14 protein-coding genes are annotated in these 18,590 nt (G+C 45.0%); 6 read left to right on the top strand and 8 right to left on the bottom strand.

Features of this window, described 5'->3' with window-relative positions; translation table 11 throughout:
• Positions 1-88 precede the first annotated feature (88 nt).
• Positions 89-1,258, top strand: a complete 1,170-nt coding sequence (locus L1D23_RS09660) for a DUF1887 family protein (protein WP_239865863.1) — start codon at positions 89-91, stop codon at positions 1,256-1,258.
• Positions 1,259-1,334: 76 nt separating this feature from the next.
• Here the strand turns inward: L1D23_RS09660 and fadR are convergent, their stop codons facing one another.
• Positions 1,335-2,174, bottom strand: a complete 840-nt coding sequence (fadR, locus tag L1D23_RS09655; RefSeq protein ID WP_239865861.1) for a fatty acid metabolism transcriptional regulator FadR — start codon at positions 2,172-2,174, stop codon at positions 1,335-1,337.
• Between the two features lie 692 nt (positions 2,175-2,866).
• Here fadR and nhaB point away from each other — a divergent pair.
• The gene (gene nhaB / locus L1D23_RS09650) at positions 2,867-4,456 is read left to right on the top strand and encodes a Na(+)/H(+) antiporter NhaB (protein WP_239837281.1); all 1,590 of its coding nucleotides are present in this window, start codon (positions 2,867-2,869) and stop codon (positions 4,454-4,456) included.
• Positions 4,457-4,550: 94 nt separating this feature from the next.
• On the top strand, positions 4,551-5,072 hold the full coding sequence (dsbB, locus tag L1D23_RS09645; RefSeq protein WP_239865859.1) for a disulfide bond formation protein DsbB: 522 nt from the start codon (positions 4,551-4,553) through the stop codon (positions 5,070-5,072).
• 119 nt (positions 5,073-5,191) lie between these two features.
• Here dsbB and L1D23_RS09640 read toward each other — a convergent pair whose 3' ends face one another.
• Both L1D23_RS09640 and lrp read right to left on the bottom strand, forming a co-directional pair.
• A complete protein-coding gene (locus L1D23_RS09640) occupies positions 5,192-8,092 on the bottom strand; it encodes a DNA translocase FtsK 4TM domain-containing protein (protein WP_239866764.1) in 2,901 nt (966 codons plus the stop codon).
• 196 nt (positions 8,093-8,288) lie between these two features.
• Entirely contained in the window at positions 8,289-8,783 is a 495-nt protein-coding gene (gene lrp, locus L1D23_RS09635; protein WP_006959094.1) for a leucine-responsive transcriptional regulator Lrp, read from the bottom strand.
• A 174-nt stretch (positions 8,784-8,957) separates the two neighbouring features.
• On the opposite strand from lrp, the gene ald reads away from it, so the two are divergent.
• Positions 8,958-10,082 (top strand): alanine dehydrogenase, encoded by a 1,125-nt coding sequence (gene ald, locus L1D23_RS09630; protein ID WP_239837283.1) that lies wholly within the window; start codon positions 8,958-8,960, stop codon positions 10,080-10,082.
• 111 nt (positions 10,083-10,193) lie between these two features.
• On the opposite strand, the gene yfbV is transcribed toward ald, so the two are convergent.
• On the bottom strand, positions 10,194-10,646 hold the full coding sequence (gene yfbV, locus L1D23_RS09625) for a terminus macrodomain insulation protein YfbV (protein ID WP_239837284.1): 453 nt from the start codon (positions 10,644-10,646) through the stop codon (positions 10,194-10,196).
• 345 nt (positions 10,647-10,991) lie between these two features.
• Here yfbV and L1D23_RS09620 point away from each other — a divergent pair, with 345 nt between their 5' ends.
• Together L1D23_RS09620 and pta are read left to right on the top strand one after the other, a co-directional pair.
• Positions 10,992-12,188, top strand: coding sequence for an acetate kinase (locus L1D23_RS09620; protein ID WP_239865857.1), 1,197 nt, complete (start codon positions 10,992-10,994; stop codon positions 12,186-12,188).
• Positions 12,189-12,306: 118 nt separating this feature from the next.
• Positions 12,307-14,472 carry a phosphate acetyltransferase gene (gene pta, locus L1D23_RS09615; protein ID WP_239865855.1) on the top strand — a complete coding sequence of 722 codons (2,166 nt, stop codon included), beginning with the start codon at positions 12,307-12,309 and terminating at the stop codon, positions 14,470-14,472.
• A 101-nt stretch (positions 14,473-14,573) separates the two neighbouring features.
• Here pta and L1D23_RS09610 read toward each other — a convergent pair whose 3' ends face one another.
• The 4 genes from L1D23_RS09610 to oppC all read right to left on the bottom strand — a co-directional run bounded on the left by L1D23_RS09610 (position 14,574) and on the right by oppC (position 18,590).
• The gene (locus L1D23_RS09610; RefSeq protein WP_239865854.1) at positions 14,574-15,518 is read right to left on the bottom strand and encodes a glutathione S-transferase family protein; all 945 of its coding nucleotides are present in this window, start codon (positions 15,516-15,518) and stop codon (positions 14,574-14,576) included.
• Between the two features lie 158 nt (positions 15,519-15,676).
• Positions 15,677-16,669, bottom strand: coding sequence for a murein tripeptide/oligopeptide ABC transporter ATP binding protein OppF (oppF, locus tag L1D23_RS09605; RefSeq protein WP_275667256.1), 993 nt, complete (start codon positions 16,667-16,669; stop codon positions 15,677-15,679).
• Positions 16,666-17,637, bottom strand: a complete 972-nt coding sequence (locus tag L1D23_RS09600; protein WP_239866762.1) for an ABC transporter ATP-binding protein — start codon at positions 17,635-17,637, stop codon at positions 16,666-16,668. Before L1D23_RS09600 ends, oppF begins: the two co-directional genes overlap by 4 nt.
• Before the next feature lie 50 nt (positions 17,638-17,687).
• Positions 17,688-18,590, bottom strand: coding sequence for an oligopeptide ABC transporter permease OppC (gene oppC, locus L1D23_RS09595; protein ID WP_239865852.1), 903 nt, complete (start codon positions 18,588-18,590; stop codon positions 17,688-17,690).

Below are 18,590 nucleotides of genomic sequence, written 5' to 3'. Positions count from 1 at the left end.
TTTTTTATATGCGCTGTCGTTATATGGTTACTAAGGCTTGCCCACTTCTCACTTCACATTTTTTGCAAGCCAATCATGAGGAAGGTTTATGGCAGTTCATGTTGGCATCATTGATCAGGACCCAATTCGTTTAGTCACACCATTATTGGATAACCGAACCGTCAGTGATCACATTGTTTTTATAGGCGTTAAAAGCCAGAAAGATATGTACCATCGTCTACATAGTGTTCTGGCCAAAAGAAACATCACATCAGAGTTTTTTGAGATTCCAAATGTGGCCAATACATCGCGAATAAAGCGTGCCGTCGGCATACTTGCCGATGACCTGAGTGTGCGTGGGGAGGATGTCAAACTTAATGCAAGTTGTGGCCTACGTCACCGCCTACTCTCGGTATACGAAGTATTTCGTACTTTCCATTGGCCTATTTTTGTCGTCGAGCCAAACAGTGATCGCCTTTGTTGGCTATACCCTGATGGAAAGGAAGACACTCAGGTAGAAGATCGTATTACTATTGACGACTATCTCACTGTATTTGGTGCCCGTGGCGAATTCAATCAGCAACAACTCCCCCCGCAGCTTGATCAGAAACTCTATGAACTCGGTGAACGCTGGGCCAGTAACGCTCTTGAACTAGGGCCTGGTTTAGCTACACTTAACTACCTCGCCACAACCTGCCGTAAAGAGCAAAAACTCGATGTGGCGCTGTCTGAAAAGCAGCAAGGCTATCGTGAGCTTAACATGCTGCTCAGTGACCTAGTAGAAGCTGAAATCGCCACTTATGAGAATGGGATCTTGACCTTCGCAGATGAAGATGCTCGACGTTTTTCTAACGGTGAATGGTTAGAAACTCTGGTTCATAGCACAGTACGTCAAATCCAAAAAGACATGCCTACTATTCAAGATCATTCACTCAACGTCCAAGTCTACCGTCAGCTTGGAGACCGCGAAGTACGCAATGAATTAGACGTGGCTTCTGTAGCAAATAACAAACTTCATATCATTGAATGTAAAACGAAGGGAATGCGCGACGATGGTGACGACACCTTGTACAAACTGGAATCACTAAGGGATTTGCTTGGCGGTTTACAGGCTCGTGCTATGCTGGTTAGCTTCCGACCATTGCGCTACAACGATATCACTCGGGCTGAAGATTTGGGCTTGGCTTTGATCGGTCCTGATGAGCTCAAAGATCTCAAAACACACCTTACCAACTGGTTTAAAGAAGCCGGTGGTTACGATGACTGTGATGTCTGCTAACGTTGCCTTCAAACATAACTCTAATAATACAAAAAACCCGCCATGATAGCGGGTTTTCTTCATTTAAACTAAACGATTAGCAATCGTCTTCAGTGAAATTCGTCGGTAAAGACGTTTTCATCTCATTCCAAATCTGCGCACTTTCCATACCATAGTGGCGAACCACCACGATGATTTTGTCTCGGTTACCTGTCTCACAAACTTCTAGCAAGTCGCGGTAAAACTGTAGAGCCAAATTGCGCGCTTCTGGGTTAGAGAAATAGTAACTCCCTACGCGATCATAGAGCTTCTTAAGACCATTAAAGATCAAACCGTAGATTTGGTTACCTGAGTGAAAAGCCAAACGCTGGAACAACATATAGTCGTAATAGTTAAAGGTCTTAGCGATCAAAGTAGCCTGACGCTTCGTTTCGTCTTTCTCACCATCATCTTTAATGTGCTGCTGAATTTTTTCAGCGTACGGAGAAGACGCCATAAAGGTATCCCAAGAATCCGCAGCTAACAGGCTTTCACAAGACTCAATGACACCGCTAATAGTGCGCTCTGCACTTTCTTTATTCGCTTTGAACGCGTAACGCATAAAGATAGGGCTGATGTTAGTACGTGCCGCAAGCAAATCTTCAACAATAGATGTTGCGTTCTCTGCATCAAGAGTCATCAGAGTATCGAGGATATGCAACCCCGATGTTTCCATAAACTGGTTCACCTTAGTCGGTTTACCATGTTGAATGGTTAACCAACCGTCACGAGCTAAGCGCTGAAGCACTTCACGCAGTGTCGTTCTGGTTACCCCAATTAATTCAGAGAGCTCGCGTTCAGCGGGAAGAATAGAGCCTGGAGGGAAGCGCCCTTTCCAAATACTCTCAATGATGTATTTTTCTGCAAAACCTGCAGGGCTCTTTGCCTTAATGACCATTAACTTAACTATCCAATATTTTTATTTATAGGGTCGAATAGAACTCATCATACCACTAGTTCTCACGTATCGGAAACAAACCTACAGTAAACATGCCCCAAACCAACAATGGAGTTAAAGCTCTAATTTAAGCTGATAGATTGCGTTATTATGTCTTTGAGTCAAAGCTGATTTATTTTAGATTTAATAAAAAGTTAATACTTATTAGCCCTTATAGGTATTGACTTCCAATGCAAAAACTAATTTTTTATATTTGCAAAGTAACTGGCTCATTTCCATTCAATATAATGACATAATCTGTCTTATTCAGCCTTTTCATCCCTGAGCTGCCATGAATTGTTTTTTTTCACAACTCTCATCCCACTTTAACGCCACTCGGATCGCGTTTTTAAACAAAAGTCCACTGAGTATTTTATCAAGATAAACATTATTATTGACTAAATTAACTTGAGGAGTACAGTTGCGACCGAAGTAAGGAGTGCTTGTCTTTCTCAGGGAGTGACTTGGCAAGGCCACATGACATATTTCTCTATGTTGTTTTTCTAAGTCACTGTTGAATCAGGTCTGTTTCAACATTTGTTTTGTCCGCTACGTGTTCACTTAATTGCGGTAGCTCAAACCAAATTTTGTTCAGATATAGATACAAGCACACGCAGTGTCTATTCATTACAACATTTAAGAGTATTAGTATCATGCCGATGTCACTCGGGAATGCTTTCATTAAGAACTTCTTAGGCAAAGCTCCAGATTGGTATAAAGTTGCCATCATTTCATTTCTCATTATCAACCCCATTGTCTTTTTCTTAGTTGACCCATTTGTTGCTGGTTGGCTACTGGTTGCAGAGTTTATTTTTACGCTTGCGATGGCCCTAAAATGCTATCCTCTACAGCCTGGTGGTCTTCTCGCTATTGAAGCGATAGCAATTGGTATGACTAGCCCCGAGCAAGTAAAGCACGAATTAGTCGCCAACATTGAGGTTCTTTTACTGCTGGTCTTCATGGTTGCCGGTATCTACTTCATGAAGCAGCTCTTGCTGTTTATCTTTACCAAAATTCTTCTCGGCATTCGCTCTAAGAGCCTACTTTCAGTAGCATTTTGTTTCGCAGCGGCTTTCCTGTCTGCCTTCTTAGATGCGCTGACGGTCATCGCTGTTGTTATTAGCGTGGCAGTGGGCTTCTACGCTATTTATCACAAAGTTGCATCAGGAAAAGGCTCAACCGCCTCACATGACCACACTCAAGACGATCATCTTTCAGAGCTCACGCGTGATGACTTGGAAAACTATCGTGCATTTCTACGCTCATTATTGATGCATGCAGGTGTCGGTACTGCACTCGGTGGTGTAATGACCATGGTGGGTGAACCACAAAACCTAATTATTGCCGATCAAGCAGGTTGGCAGTTTGGCGAATTCATAATCCGCATGTTGCCAGTGACAGCTCCGGTTTTTGTTTGTGGCCTCATCACCTGTGTTCTTGTCGAAAAACTGAAAATTTGTGGTTACGGAGCTCAACTTCCTGATAATGTTCGTCAGATTCTGGTTGACTTCGATAATGCAGAGCGTAAGACACGTACCAAGCAAGATGTCGCCAAGCTATGGATCCAAGGTGCGATCGCAGTCTGGTTGATTGTAGGTCTGGCACTTCACCTGGCCGCCGTTGGTTTGATTGGTCTTTCAGTGATTATCTTAGCAACCGCATTCACGGGCGTGATTGAAGAGCACTCTTTGGGTAAGGCATTTGAAGAAGCCCTGCCATTTACCGCACTACTGGCTGTTTTCTTCTCTGTTGTTGCTGTTATTATCGACCAAGAACTGTTCAAGCCTGTTATCGATACGGTTCTTCATGTCGAAGATAAAGGTGCTCAGCTAGCTTTGTTCTACATTGCTAATGGTTTACTGTCTATGGTGTCTGATAATGTTTTCGTTGGTACGGTATACATCAATGAAGTCAAAACGGCTTTAGTCGAAGGTATCATCAGTCGTGACCAGTTCGACTTACTTGCAGTCGCTATCAACACAGGCACTAACCTACCTTCAGTGGCAACACCAAACGGACAAGCTGCTTTCCTATTCCTACTAACATCAGCATTAGCGCCTCTAATTCGCTTGTCGTACGGGCGAATGGTGATCATGGCTCTGCCTTATACCGTCGTCTTAGCGTTGGTCGGTTTAGCCGGTATCATCTATCTTGTAGAGCCAATGACGGCATGGTTCTATGACGCAGGTTGGATTGCACAGCATACAGGTGAAGTTATCCAAGCAGTATCCGGTGGACATTAATCACTAAAAATCAAAACTTTTAGTTGAAGTCGAAACTTTTCCAAGATAAAAAGCTCTGATTAGTCAGAGCTTTTTTTTATAACAGGACCACTCTGTGAACATTCTTTCTAACATCAAGCATTTTTCCCAAATACGCCTATCTTGGCTGCTATTACTTGCTTTTGTCGTTTTCTTTGAAGCAGCTGCCTTATATTTTCAACATGTTATGTTACTCGCACCTTGTGTGATGTGTATCTATGAGCGAGTTGCCATGCTGGGCGTTGGTGTAGCGGCTCTGATTGGTTTAGCCGCTCCGAACAATACAGCGATACGTTGGTTTGGTTTAGCGGCATGGGGTGCCAGCGCTTATAAAGGTTTAATGTTGGCATTAGAGCACGTTAACTATCAGTTCAATCCGTCTCCCTTTGCCACCTGCGATTTATTCGTCACTTTCCCAGATTGGGCACCTCTTAACCAATGGGCACCTTGGATGTTTGAAGCCTTTGGAGACTGTAGCAAAGTCGTTTGGCAATTCCTGTCACTATCCATGCCACAATGGCTAGTTGTCATCTTTGCAGCAAATTTAGCGGCACTGGCTGTTATCGTTATTGCGCAGTTTACAAAAGCTAGAAGCTAGAAGCTAGAAGCTAGAAGCTAGAAGCTAGAAGCTAGAAGCTAGAAGCTAGAAATTAAAAAAGGGTTGGCTCATATGGTCAACCCTTTCATTTTGATTTGTCATCCATTATTCAGATGGCATTAGTTCATCTCACGACCAGGTGCTGGAGCTAACACTTCTCTGTTACCATTGTGCCCCGGCGCGCTCACAATGCCTTGAGCTTCCAGTTGTTCGACAATCCGTGCAGCACGGTTGTAACCGATCTTAAATCGTCGCTGAACTCCTGATACAGACCCTCGACGAGACTGAACGACATGCTCTACGACTTGATCGAACAACGGATCCATTTCTTCCTCACCTTCAGGTTTTTCTCCCGGCAACAATGCCTCTGGCCCTTGATCACCATTGGTGATCTCATCAATATAGTTTGGCTTACCGCGCGCTTTCCAGTTATTTACCACAGCATGTACGTCATCATCCGATGCAAACGCACCGTGTACACGCACCGTATGACTAGAACCCGGAGGTAGATAAAGCATGTCACCCATACCTAATAGTGATTCAGCGCCACCTTGGTCAAGAATGGTTCTTGAGTCAGTTTTCGTCGATACCGTAAACGCCACTCGAGTTGGGATATTAGCTTTAATCAAACCGGTGATAACATCGACAGAAGGTCGTTGCGTCGCCAGTATCAAATGAATCCCTGCTGCTCGTGCTTTTTGAGCAAGTCGAGCAATCAGCTCCTCTACTTTCTTACCCACCACCATCATCAGATCGGCAAACTCATCGACAATGACGACTATGTATGGCAATTTCTCCAGCAATGGCGGAGTTTCATCCATACTGTCACCCGGTTGCCACAGTGGGTCGTGAATCGGATGCCCTGCTTCTGCTGCCATCTTAAGCTTGTCATTAAAGCCTTTGATATTACGAACACCCAACGCGGACATCAGTTTGTATCGACGCTCCATTTCACCGACACACCAACGCAGCGCGTTCGATGCATCTTTCATATCCGTCACCACTTCAGAAAGTAAATGAGGAATACCTTCGTATACCGACAGCTCAAGCATTTTCGGATCAATCATGATAAAGCGAACATCTTCAGGCGTCGCTTTGTAAAGCATACTTAAAATCATGACATTCACACCAACCGATTTACCTGACCCCGTAGTACCTGCGACCAAAACGTGCGGCATCTTCGACAAGTCAGCGACGACTGCTTCGCCAGCAATATCCTGACCTAGTACTACGGTTGTCGGAGATTTAGCTTCAATAAAGTGCTGACTGCCAACAACATCTGAGAAATAGACTGTCTGACGGCTCATATTCGGTAACTCAAGGCCGACATAGGGTTTACCAGGTATCACTTCCACTACTCGGACAGCCATCGCTGACAATGAACGAGCCAAGTCCATCGAAAGGCCGGAAATACGGCTCACCTTCACTCCTGGCGCTAAATCTAGCTCGAATCGAGTAATCACCGGTCCAGGGAAAATATCAACGACTTCGGCTTTGATCTTATAATCAGCAAGCTTAGATTCAACTAAGCGAGCAATTTCTTCCAATGCTTCGCGATCGATGAAGTTTTCGCGCTTCTCAGGGTGATAAAGCAATTCCAATGTCGGCATTGGTTCTTTCGGTTTTGGTAGGTTCGCTTCTTTCTGGACGAGGAATGGATTCTGCTGTGCGGTGACTTTCGCTTGAGCATCAGCGACAATATTTTGGAACGCCTCTACATCTTCATCTTCGCCTTCTTCAGCTAATGCAGGATCCGAAGTATCATTATCTGCCACATCAAATGTCGAAATCACTGGTTCCTGTTGGGTGCTTCCGGGCTCAACATGACTTGAAATGCGCTCAAGCTCGGTAGGATCAATAACTGGTTCAACAATCTCATGCTCTTCATGACCCTCTTCACTATTCCACGGCATCTCGTTAACGGAGCCATCAATAGTTTTTGGCTTTTCAGCCATATCGGGTACTTCCTCAGTTTCCACGACATGGGTAGCTTCTGAGGTAGTGGCTTGCTCTTGAATGGCAAAGTCATCCTCACTTTGAGCAACCGCTTCTAGCTCTTCGATTGTAGAACCCAATTGCTTAGTACGTTCCTCTTGAGACACTTCATCATAAAAGTCAGCTCGCTCTGGATGAGCAACTTCAGGCTCCGGCTCAGTAATTTGCTCTGAGGCTTGAGGTTCAACCACTGCGCAATCGGCAATGGGAACATTGACTACTGATTCTTTATGAACTTCAGGCATGTGGATATTGAATCGACGTGGTGCTTTATCAGGTTCCCTTGTGAACAAGACGTCTTCTTGCTCTACAGCATCATTCACCTGAGGAGCTTCTTCTCGAGGCATCACAAGCTGGGGCTCAAGAATTTCTTCCTTTTCACCCCGAACTCTATTAACCAGACTCGTGAGCGCTTGGATTGCCACTTCCCCAATTCGATCCACAATAGTGAGCCAAGAGATCCCAGTTAACAAAGTAAAACCCGCGCCCCATAAAAATAGGAACACTAGTGTTGTACCTAAAATATTGAGAGTTGGCAGCGCAAGGCTAGTTAAAACATCACCAACAACACCGCCAGACGAGAAATACCAAATATCATCGAAGTTAATATCTGCAAGACCACAGCTCGTCAGGATAAGTATCGTTAAACCTAGAAGACGTGTGCCCCATAGCATCAAATCAATAGATTCATTTTCATCACGCTTTCTGAGCATCACCCAAGCTGTAACGGTAATAACCACAGGGATGGGATAGGCAAGAGAGCCAAACGTGAAAAACAGAGTATCGGCAATCCATGCACCGACAAGGCCGCCTGCATTGTTAATGTCTCCTCCCCAAGCCGTTTGCGACCAAGAAGGATCAGCAGGGCTGAAGGTGAATAATGCGACAGACAATAATATAGAAGACAGTACAATCACAATAAGACTGCACTCTTTAAGGCGTTGAGGCCCATCAAGACGAGAGGACTGAGGCTCTTCTCCAGTTTTGATTATTGTTTCAACTTTATTTTTGTTCTCTTTGAACATAACCAACTTAATCAACTGCGTGATACTGACTCCAAGCAAGACGTTCATACGATGGAACATCCATCCGGCTAATCAGTAAGGAAAAAAATAGTCCGAGCAGCTATGCCACTCGGACTATCGATTTAACCATATTGGGACTTAAAACCCAATTACCTTAAGTCAGAATATCGAAAGGTATTCGCTGCTCTAATAAAGATTAGCGCGTTTTGATAACTAACTGGTTTGTCTGCTTCACTTCTTCCATCACAACATACGTACGTGTGTCGTTAACACCAGGAAGACGTAAAAGCGTATCGCCAAGGAGCTTGCGATATGCACTCATGTCCGACACTCGCGTTTTCAACAGGTAGTCAAAGTCACCGGATACAAGGTGACACTCCTGAATATCGTCGAGCTTCTGCACCGCTGCATTAAATTGTTCAAACACATCTGGTGCACCACGGTTTAGCGTGATTTCGACGAAAACCAAAAGTGATGCATCAAGGAACTGCGGGTTTAACAAAGCTGTATAGCCCGTAATGTACCCTTGACGCTCCAGACGACGAACACGCTCTAAACATGGCGTTGGCGAAAGGCCAACTCGTTTAGACAGTTCAACGTTTGAAATACGACCGTCTTTCTGCAGTTCGTTTAGAATGTTGCGATCGATACGGTCTAGATCCTTAGACGGCTTCTTATTGTTGTCTGCCATTTTTTATTCCACCTTATTACTTCCTTGCAAAAAAATATACTACAACTTTTTAATATTCAGTATCAAATTTTATTGTAACCCAACTATACTAGTTGTTAATTCGATAGAATTACCCTACATGCAGTTAATGCAACTAATATAGTTTATACAACCAAAATAAAATGAGGATTCAGGATGATTATTGGCGTACCTAAGGAAATCAAAAACCACGAGTACCGTGTTGGTATGATCCCAGCGAGCGTTCGCGAGCTAGTCTCTCAAGGTCACCAAGTTTTTGTAGAAACCAAAGCCGGTTCTGGCATCGGTTTTTCAGACGATGATTACATCGCTGTAGGCGCATCCATTCTTCCTACCGCTGCTGACGTTTTCGCGAAAGCAGAAATGATTGTAAAGGTTAAAGAACCTCAAGCTGTTGAGCGAGCTATGCTTCGTGAAGGGCAAATATTATTTACTTATTTGCACCTAGCACCAGATTTTCCACAAACTGAAGAGCTAATCAAGAGCAAAGCTGTCTGTATAGCCTATGAGACTGTAACAGATAATATGGGTCGCTTGCCACTACTTGCTCCAATGTCTGAGGTAGCAGGTCGCATGTCTATTCAAGCAGGCGCACAAACTTTAGAGAAATCTCACGGTGGACGCGGCCTTCTTCTAGGTGGTGTTCCAGGTGTTGAGCCAGCGAAAGTAGTGGTTGTAGGTGGCGGTGTCGTTGGTGCTAACGCCGCTCGTATGGCTGTTGGCCTGCGTGCAGACGTAACAATCTTAGACCGCAACGTAGACACCCTACGTCGTCTTGACGAAGAGTTCCAAGGTCGCGCAAAAGTGGTTTACTCTACAGAAGATGCTATTGAGAAGCATGTTCTAGAAGCAGACCTAGTCATCGGCGCAGTTCTAATTCCAGGCGCTGCTGCTCCTAAACTAGTGACTAAAGAGCACATCGCTAAGATGAAGCCAGGCGCAGCAGTTGTTGACGTTGCAATCGACCAAGGCGGTTGTTTCGAAACTTCACATGCGACAACACACGCAGACCCGACTTACATTGTTGATGACGTAGTTCACTACTGTGTAGCGAACATGCCAGGTGCCGTTGCTCGTACTTCAACTTTCGCTCTAAACAACGCAACTCTGCCTTACATTGTTAAGCTAGCGAACAAAGGCTACCGTGAAGCACTTCTTGAAGACAAAGGCTTCCTAGAAGGTCTAAACGTTATTCACGGTAAAGTTACGTGTAAAGAAGTAGCAGAAAGCTTCGATCTAGAATACGTTGAACCAGCTAACGCTATCGCTATGTTCAACTAATATTGGATAGCAATAACTAAAAAAACGCTCACCGAGGTGAGCGTTTTTTTGTTTGAAATAAGAAATTTAGCTAGGCCGTGTATCACTTTCACGTAGTGGTACTGCTTTGATTTAGAACCAACGCTCCAAAGCATTTTTATCTAGCTGTCGAAAGGCACGATTTAAGATGTGAGCGAGTTCTTTATAACGAGGTCGGCTTTTCATTGGTTCAAGCGCAAAACCACTCTCTACTATCTTCTGATGAATTTCCCGATACCAACCTGCCAACGCAGGAGGAAGCTGAGTATTTGCACGACTACCAAGCCACCACATCCCCTGAACCGGTAAACTAAGAGCAAACAACGCCATAATGACAGCCTGTGGCATTGCCGAGTAATTATTGAAGGCCATTTGAGTGAGAACACTGATCGCTGCGATTGCGGGCATCACTTTCACCCCAAACTTGGTGGCTTTGATGATGCGCTGTTCTGGAAACAGTAAATTGAGTTCCTTACGCATAGGCCAAGTATCCATGTACTTCTGCCCGTCACGTAGGTTATTAACTAAACCGGCTTTATTACTCATAGGACTCTCTCACTTCAGTATTGGGCCCAAACTAAAATTCAGTTGAAAGATTCAACTTTCAGCGTAAAAAATTGATGAAAGTTAATATTCTTTCAAATTTTTTTGTTATTATTGGCTATTATCGTTATCCTTTGCAGGCCCACAATCTCATTGTTGCCGTTATTTACAATTTAAGCAACTCTCGGGACCTTTCTGCAGCGGATGCAAGAGCAGTGTTCGGGAATCACTGCTGTCTTTTATACGGAATTCGACGTTTTTTTGACCAAGATTAGTACGCAGCCTTTCTCGCTTCGTCTATTCTTGTGATTAATTTTTATCCTAACTGATTATTACAGGTAGTCACTCATGTCAAAGCTAGTTTTAGTTTTAAACTGCGGTAGTTCTTCTCTTAAATTCGCGATTGTCGATGCAGAAAACGGCAACGAGCACCTAACAGGTCTGGCTGAATGTCTTCACCTTCCTGAAGCACGTATCAAATGGAAACTGGATGGTAAGCACGAAGCACAATTAGGTGAAGGCGCAGCACACGATGAAGCGCTTTCTTTCATCGTTGAAACTATTCTTGCTTCTAAGCCAGAACTTGCCGAGCAACTTAAAGCAGTGGGCCACCGTGTTGTACACGGCGGTGAGAAATTCACTCAATCTGCTCTTATCACTGATGACGTTCTTAAAGGTATCGAAGACTGTGCAACACTAGCACCTCTGCATAACCCAGCGGCTATCATCGGTATCAAAGCCGCTCAAAAAGCATTCCCTAGCCTGCCAATGTCAGCGGTATTCGATACGGCTTTCCACCAGTCTATGCCAGAAGAAGCGTACCTATACGCACTTCCATACAACCTGTACAAAGAGCACGGTATCCGTCGCTACGGTATGCACGGTACTTCTCACCTATTCATCGCTCGCGAAGCAGCTGAGCGTCTAGGTAAGCCTGCAGATGAACTAAACATCATCAACTGTCACCTAGGTAACGGTGCATCTGTTTGTGCAATCAAAAACGGTAAATCAGTTGATACTTCTATGGGTCTAACTCCACTTGAAGGCCTAGTAATGGGTACGCGTTGTGGTGATATCGACCCTGCAATCATCTTCCACCTACACGACGCACTTGGTTACTCTGTAGAGCAAATCAACACTATGCTAACTAAAGAGTCTGGCCTGCAAGGTCTGACCGAAGTGACTTCTGATTGTCGTTTCGTTGAAGATAACTACGGCGAGAAAGAAGAAGCAACTCGCGCGATGGACGTATTCTGCCACCGCCTAGCGAAATACGTGGCTGGTTACACTGCGACTCTAGAAGGTCGTCTAGACGCGATCGTATTCACAGGCGGTATTGGTGAAAACTCTGGCCCAATTCGCGAGATGGTTCTAAATCGCCTAGGCGTATTCGGTATTGAAGTAGATGGTGAAGCTAACCTGAAAGCACGTTTCGGTGGCGAAGGTACTATCACTACAGCCGACAGCCGCATCCCAGCGATGGTTATCTCAACTAACGAAGAGCTTGTCATTGCGGAAGATACTGCGCGTTTAGCAGGTCTTTAATTGACTTCACCGGCTGACTGTAAAGTCAGCCGGTTTTCTTACTAAGGGGCGTAACTCCTATTCCACTCTAGGAATACGAAGTTGGGCTTTATCTAAAATAGCTAAAGGTACTCTACGAATGTCTCGTACTATTATGCTTATCCCTGCCAGCGCTGGTGTTGGTCTTACTAGCGTAAGCATGGGTGTTCTTCGCGCTATGGAGCGCAAAGGCGTTAAAGTTTCTTTCTACAAGCCGATTTGTCAACCACGCTCTGGTGGTGATCAACCGGATCTCACTTCCACTATCGTTGGCCATAATAGCGATGTGAAGATCGGTGAGCCAATGGCGATGTCTGTTGCTGAGAGCCTTATCGGTAACGACAACATGGATGAGCTGCTAGAAACGGTTGTAGAACGTTATAACCAGATCAACAAAGACGCAGACGTTACGCTGATCGAAGGTCTAGTTCCAACTCGCAAACACCCATTTGCTAACCAAGTGAATGCAGAAATTGCTGCAACACTTGGGGCAGAAATCGTTCTTGTCGCAACACCTGGTACAGATAACCCAGCACAGCTGAAAGAGCGTATCGAAGTCGCTTGTTCTAACTTCGGCGGTACTAAGAATAAAAATATCTCTGGTGTTATCATCAACAAGCTTAATGCGCCTGTTGATGAAGCAGGCCGTACTCGCCCTGACCTATCTGAAATTTTTGACGATGCAGATAGCGCGAAGCAGAACGAAATGAAAGTAATGGAGATCTTTAACACATCTCCAATTCGTGTTCTTGGCTGTGTGCCGTGGAGCATCGACTTGATTGCTACTCGTGCAATCGACATGGCGAAGCACCTGAATGCGGAAATCATCAATGAAGGCGACATCAATACTCGCCGTATCAAGAGCATCACTTTCTGTGCACGTTCTTTGCCAAACATGATCGAGCACTTTAGACCAGGCTCACTACTTGTCACTTCCGCAGATCGTCCAGACGTTATTGTAGCTGCAGCGCTATCAGCAATGAACGGTGTTGAAATCGGTGCAGTTCTTCTCACTGGCGGTTATGACATTCCACAAGAGATCGTTGGCCTATGTCAGCCAGCGTTCGATTCAGGTTTGCCTATCTTTAAGGCACAAGGAAACACATGGCAGACGTCTCTAAACCTACAGAGCTTCTCTATTGAGGTTCCTGCAGACGATAAAGAGCGTATCGAGTTTATTAACGAACACGTTGCGGGCCACATCGATGGCAACTGGATTGAGTCTATGACGGAGGGCACTCAAAAGTCTCGCCGTCTGAGCCCACCAGCATTCCGCTACCAGCTTACTGAATTTGCACGCCGTGCAGGTAAGCGTATTGTTCTTCCCGAAGGTGATGAACCACGTACAGTTAAAGCGGCAGCCATCTGTGCTGAACGTGGCATTGCAGAGTGTGTACTTCTTGGCAACCCAGAAGAAATCAAGCGCGTTGCTGCGCAGCAAGGCGTTGAACTCGGTACTGGCGTTACCATTATCAACTCTGATGAAGTACGTGAGAACTACGTAGCACGTCTGGTTGAGCTACGTGGTCACAAAGGTATGACGGAAGTTGTTGCCCGTGAGAAGCTACAAGACTCCGTATTCCTTGGTACCATGATGCTTGAGAACGACGAAGTAGACGGTCTTGTTTCTGGTGCAGTTCACACCACCGCAAACACGATTGTTCCTCCGTTCCAAATCATTAAGACAGCACCAGATGCGTCTATCGTGTCTTCTGTATTCTTTATGCTACTACCTGATCAGGTATTGGTTTACGGTGACTGTGCGATCAACCCAGATCCGACAGCAGAACAACTAGCTGAAATCGCTATCCAATCTGCGGACTCTGCGGCGGCATTCGGTATCGACCCACGCGTGGCAATGATCTCATACTCGACTGGTGAATCAGGTAAGGGTGCAGACGTAGATAAAGTACGTGAAGCGACTAAAATTGCTCAAGAGAAGCGTCCTGACTTAGTTATCGACGGTCCTCTACAGTATGACGCGGCTATCATGGAAAACGTTGCTGCTTCTAAAGCACCTAACTCTCCAGTAGCCGGTAAGGCAACGGTATTCGTATTCCCAGACCTAAACACGGGTAACACGACATACAAAGCGGTACAGCGCTCAGCCGACCTTGTCTCTATCGGTCCAATGCTGCAAGGCATGCGTAAGCCTGTAAACGATTTGTCTCGTGGCGCACTCGTTGACGATATTGTTTACACCATCGCACTCACAGCGATTCAGGCCGATCAAGCCGCACAAGCAGAAGAAAAAGTGGTTAACTGATAATCCCTTTGAACGAATCAAGCCCTCTAATTTTTAGAGGGCTTTTTTATATTCATTATTTCTCTTAAACACACTCTGCTTACTTATACCTCAATCCGACACTAGAGGCTTTCACGCCCATGAGCAGATTCTAGATCAAGTTCAGGACCTTTCGGGACTACCTGTGTTGGGTTAATGCCTGTGTGGCTAAAGTAATAATGGCGCTTAATATGATAGAAATCTGTCGTATCGGCGATGCCTTCAACTTGATACAGCTCTTTCATATAACCATGCAAATTTGAGTAGTCCGAAATGCGCTGTTTGTTACATTTAAAATGGCCAACATAAACGGCATCAAACCGAATCAGTGTCGTAAACAATCGCCAATCGGCTTCCGTTATCTGGCTACCCGCAAGATATTGGTGCGTTGCAAGATGAGCATCAATACGGTCAAGCGCATCAAATAAGCTATCGTAAGCTTCTTCATATGCATCTTGAGTCGTCGCAAAACCACAGCGATATACGCCATTATTCACATTAGGATAAATATAGTTATTCCACTCATCGATTAAAGCGCTCAAATCACTTGGATAATAGTCATCATAATTACCGGTAAGCTCGTTAAACTCAGAGTTAAACATGCGAATGATTTCTGAGGATTCATTACTCACGATAGTATTATGTTTCTTATCCCACAGCACAGGCACCGTCACTCTGCCTGTGTAGTTTGGTTTTGCTTGTGTGTAAATTTGGTGCATGCGCGTATGACCGAATAAAGGTTCAGGCAAACCCATCTGCCACCCCTCTCCCATCATATCTGGACATACCACAGTCACATCAATATGCGCTTCTAGCTGTTTCAACTTTCTGAATATCAGGGTGCGATGAGCCCATGGACAAGCTAGAGAAACATACAAATGATAGCGGCCAGATTCAGGCTGAAACTTCGCATTAGCTTTGTTTTCTACCCAATCTCGGAAACCCGCATCTTCGCGAATAAACTTACCTCCGCTGGTTTTCGTATCGTACCAAACATCATGCCATTTACCTTCAACTAACTTACCCATATCTCACTCTCAACTGGTTCATCTTTATGGGCTAAGTATAGAAAAAGCCAACGTACTCTAAAGCAGAATAAGTTGGCTTTGTTGTTCGAATTATTTGAAGTAAAAAAAGCGCGACTCCCGAAGGATGCCGCGCTTAAGCCCGTCACAGGCTGAATCGATTAGACACTAACATGTAGGCAAGATACGGCATGTACATCATTACCCTGAATCGACGGTTTGGTGTTAGCGCACGCTTCCGTTGCTTGCGGGCAACGAGTACGGAATACACACCCCGAGGGAGGACTGATTGGTGATGGAAGATCTCCCTCTAACATCTCAATATGTTTGTTGCGCTCAAGCTTTGGATCAGGAATTGGTACTGCAGACATCAGCGCGCGAGTGTACGGGTGCTTTGGATCGGCAAACAGTGCTTCTGCTTCACCAAGCTCAACCGCATTACCTAGGTACATCACTAACACTCGGTCCGAAATATGTTTAACTACCGATAAATCGTGAGCGATGAATACTAGTGATAAGCCAAGTTCTTTCTGTAGCTCTTTAAGTAGGTTTACAACCTGAGCTTGGATTGACACGTCTAGCGCCGATACTGGTTCATCGCAAATAATCATCTTAGGTCTCAAGATAAGTGCTCGAGCGATACCAATACGCTGACACTGCCCCCCAGAGAATTCATGCGGATAGCGGTTGATCACGTTTGGCAAAAGGCCTACTTTCGCCATCATCTCTTTGACGCGATCTTTTACTTCCTGCTTTGATAGCTCAGGGTAAAAAGTTTCAAGAGGTTCAGCAATAATGTCGCCCACTGTCATACGCGGATTTAGCGATGCCAAAGGATCTTGGAAAATCATTTGGATATCTTTACGTGTTTCACGTCGCTGAACGTCTTGCATCTTGGTTAGGTCTTGCCCTAGCCAAACGACTTCACCGTCCGTTGCTTCAACAAGGCCGATAATTGCTCGAGCAAATGTCGACTTACCGCAGCCTGACTCACCGACGACACCTAGTGTCTCACCTTCGTAAAGGCGTACGTTAACACCGTCGACGGCTTTCAGATTCGAAGGCTTAGACCATGGCCATGCCGACTTAGACGCGATGCTAAAGTGGACTTTAAGATCTTTAACATCTAGGATTAGGTTCTTATCTATACTCATTTGCTCCAAGCCTCCCATTCTGAAAAACATGCGCGCTGACGGCCATCACCAAATGGCGTTAAGATTGGCGCTTCTTTCTTACAACGCTCCATTACACGGTGGCAACGCTCTTGGTAAGGGCAGCCTTGTGGTAAACGAAGTAAGTTAGGCGGGTTACCCGGAATTGTAGGTAGAATTTCACCTTCTGTATCCAGACGAGGAATCGCTTTTAGCAGACCTTCAGCATAAGGGTGGCTAGGATTATAGAAAATTTCATCGACAGTACCGTACTCCATTGTACGGCCCGCATACATAACCAATACTTTGTCACAAGAACCCGCAACAACACCCAGATCGTGAGTGATCATGATGATAGCGGTATTGAACTCATGCTTGAGTTCATTAAGTAGCTCCATAATCTGCGCTTGAACCGTCACATCCAGTGCCGTTGTTGGTTCGTCGGCAATCAGCAGTTTAGGACGACACAATAGCGCCATCGCGATCATCACACGCTGACGCATACCGCCTGAAAACTCATGCGGGTACATAGTGATACGCTTACGTGCTTCCGGAATCTTCACGGCTTCAAGCATGCGTACTGATTCTTCGAATGCTTCAGCTTTGCCCATACCTTTATGAAGCATCAGTACTTCCATCAACTGATCGCTGACTTTCATGTATGGGTTCAAAGACGTCATCGGGTCTTGGAAGATCATCGCGATCTGTTCGGCACGTACTTTGTTGAGTGCTTTTTCTGGAAGGTTAAGAATCTCTTTACCTTCAAATTTCGCGCTACCTGAGATAATGCCGTTTTTAGCAAGTAATCCCATAATAGCGAATACAGTCTGTGATTTACCTGAACCAGACTCCCCTACAATACCTAGAGTCTCGCCTTGATTCAGAGAAAAATTTAAATCGTTTACTGCGGTGACGATACCATCTTGAGTGGTAAATTCGACACGCAGATCTTTGACATCTAATAAGCTCATCATTGCTTCCTTAATCTTTTATAGCTTTTGTTTTTATTTGCTATTCAGTTTTATCTGTCCTTAGGATCCAGCGCATCGCGCAGACCGTCACCAACGTAGTTGAAGCAGAACAGAGTCACAACCATGAATGCTGCAGGGAATGCAAGCTGCCAGATTGCTACTTCCATTGTCTGAGCACCTTCTTGAAGAAGGGCGCCCCAACTTGTCATTGGCTCCTGAACACCAAGACCAAGGAATGATAGGAATGATTCAGTCAAAATCATGCTCGGGATTAGAAGCGTTGAGTAAACCGCTACAATACCAAGTACATTTGGCACAATGTGACGAGTGATAATTTTCCACTTGCTCACACCACAAACGTGCGCTGCTTCGATGAACTCTTTACTGCGTAAGCTAAGTGTCTGACCACGTACAATACGTGCCATATCTAGCCACGCAATCGCACCAATCGCGACGAAGATCAGAATGATGTTACGACCGAAGAAGGTCACTAGTACGATAACTAGGAACATAAACGGTACTGCGTATAATATTTCAAGAATACGCATCATGACACGGTCTACTTTGCCGCCAATAAAGCCTGAAGCTGCACCGTAAAGTGTACCGATCAACACCGCTACAAACGCCCCCATTACACCGACCATCAGTGAAATCCGGCCACCCACCAAGGTACGAACATAAAGGTCACGACCTAAACTGTCTGTACCAAACCAGTGCTCTGCATTTGGTCCAACATGCATAGCGTACCAGTCAGTATCATCATAAGTGTATGGCGCAATAGTCGGTAAAACGATAACCGCTAGCGTCATTAAGAATAGGATGAACAAACTCACCATCGCTGCCTTATTACGCATAAAGCGGATGCGAGCGTCTTGCCATAAGCTGCGACCTTCGATCTCTAAATTTTCTGAGAACTTTTCAATCGCTTCTAGGTTTTCTTTTTTCGTTAACAT

The organism is Vibrio sp. Isolate24, from assembly GCF_022398215.1.
GTDB lineage: Bacteria > Pseudomonadota > Gammaproteobacteria > Enterobacterales > Vibrionaceae > Vibrio > Vibrio coralliilyticus_A.
This window is presented reverse-complemented; position numbering and strand designations above follow the sequence as displayed.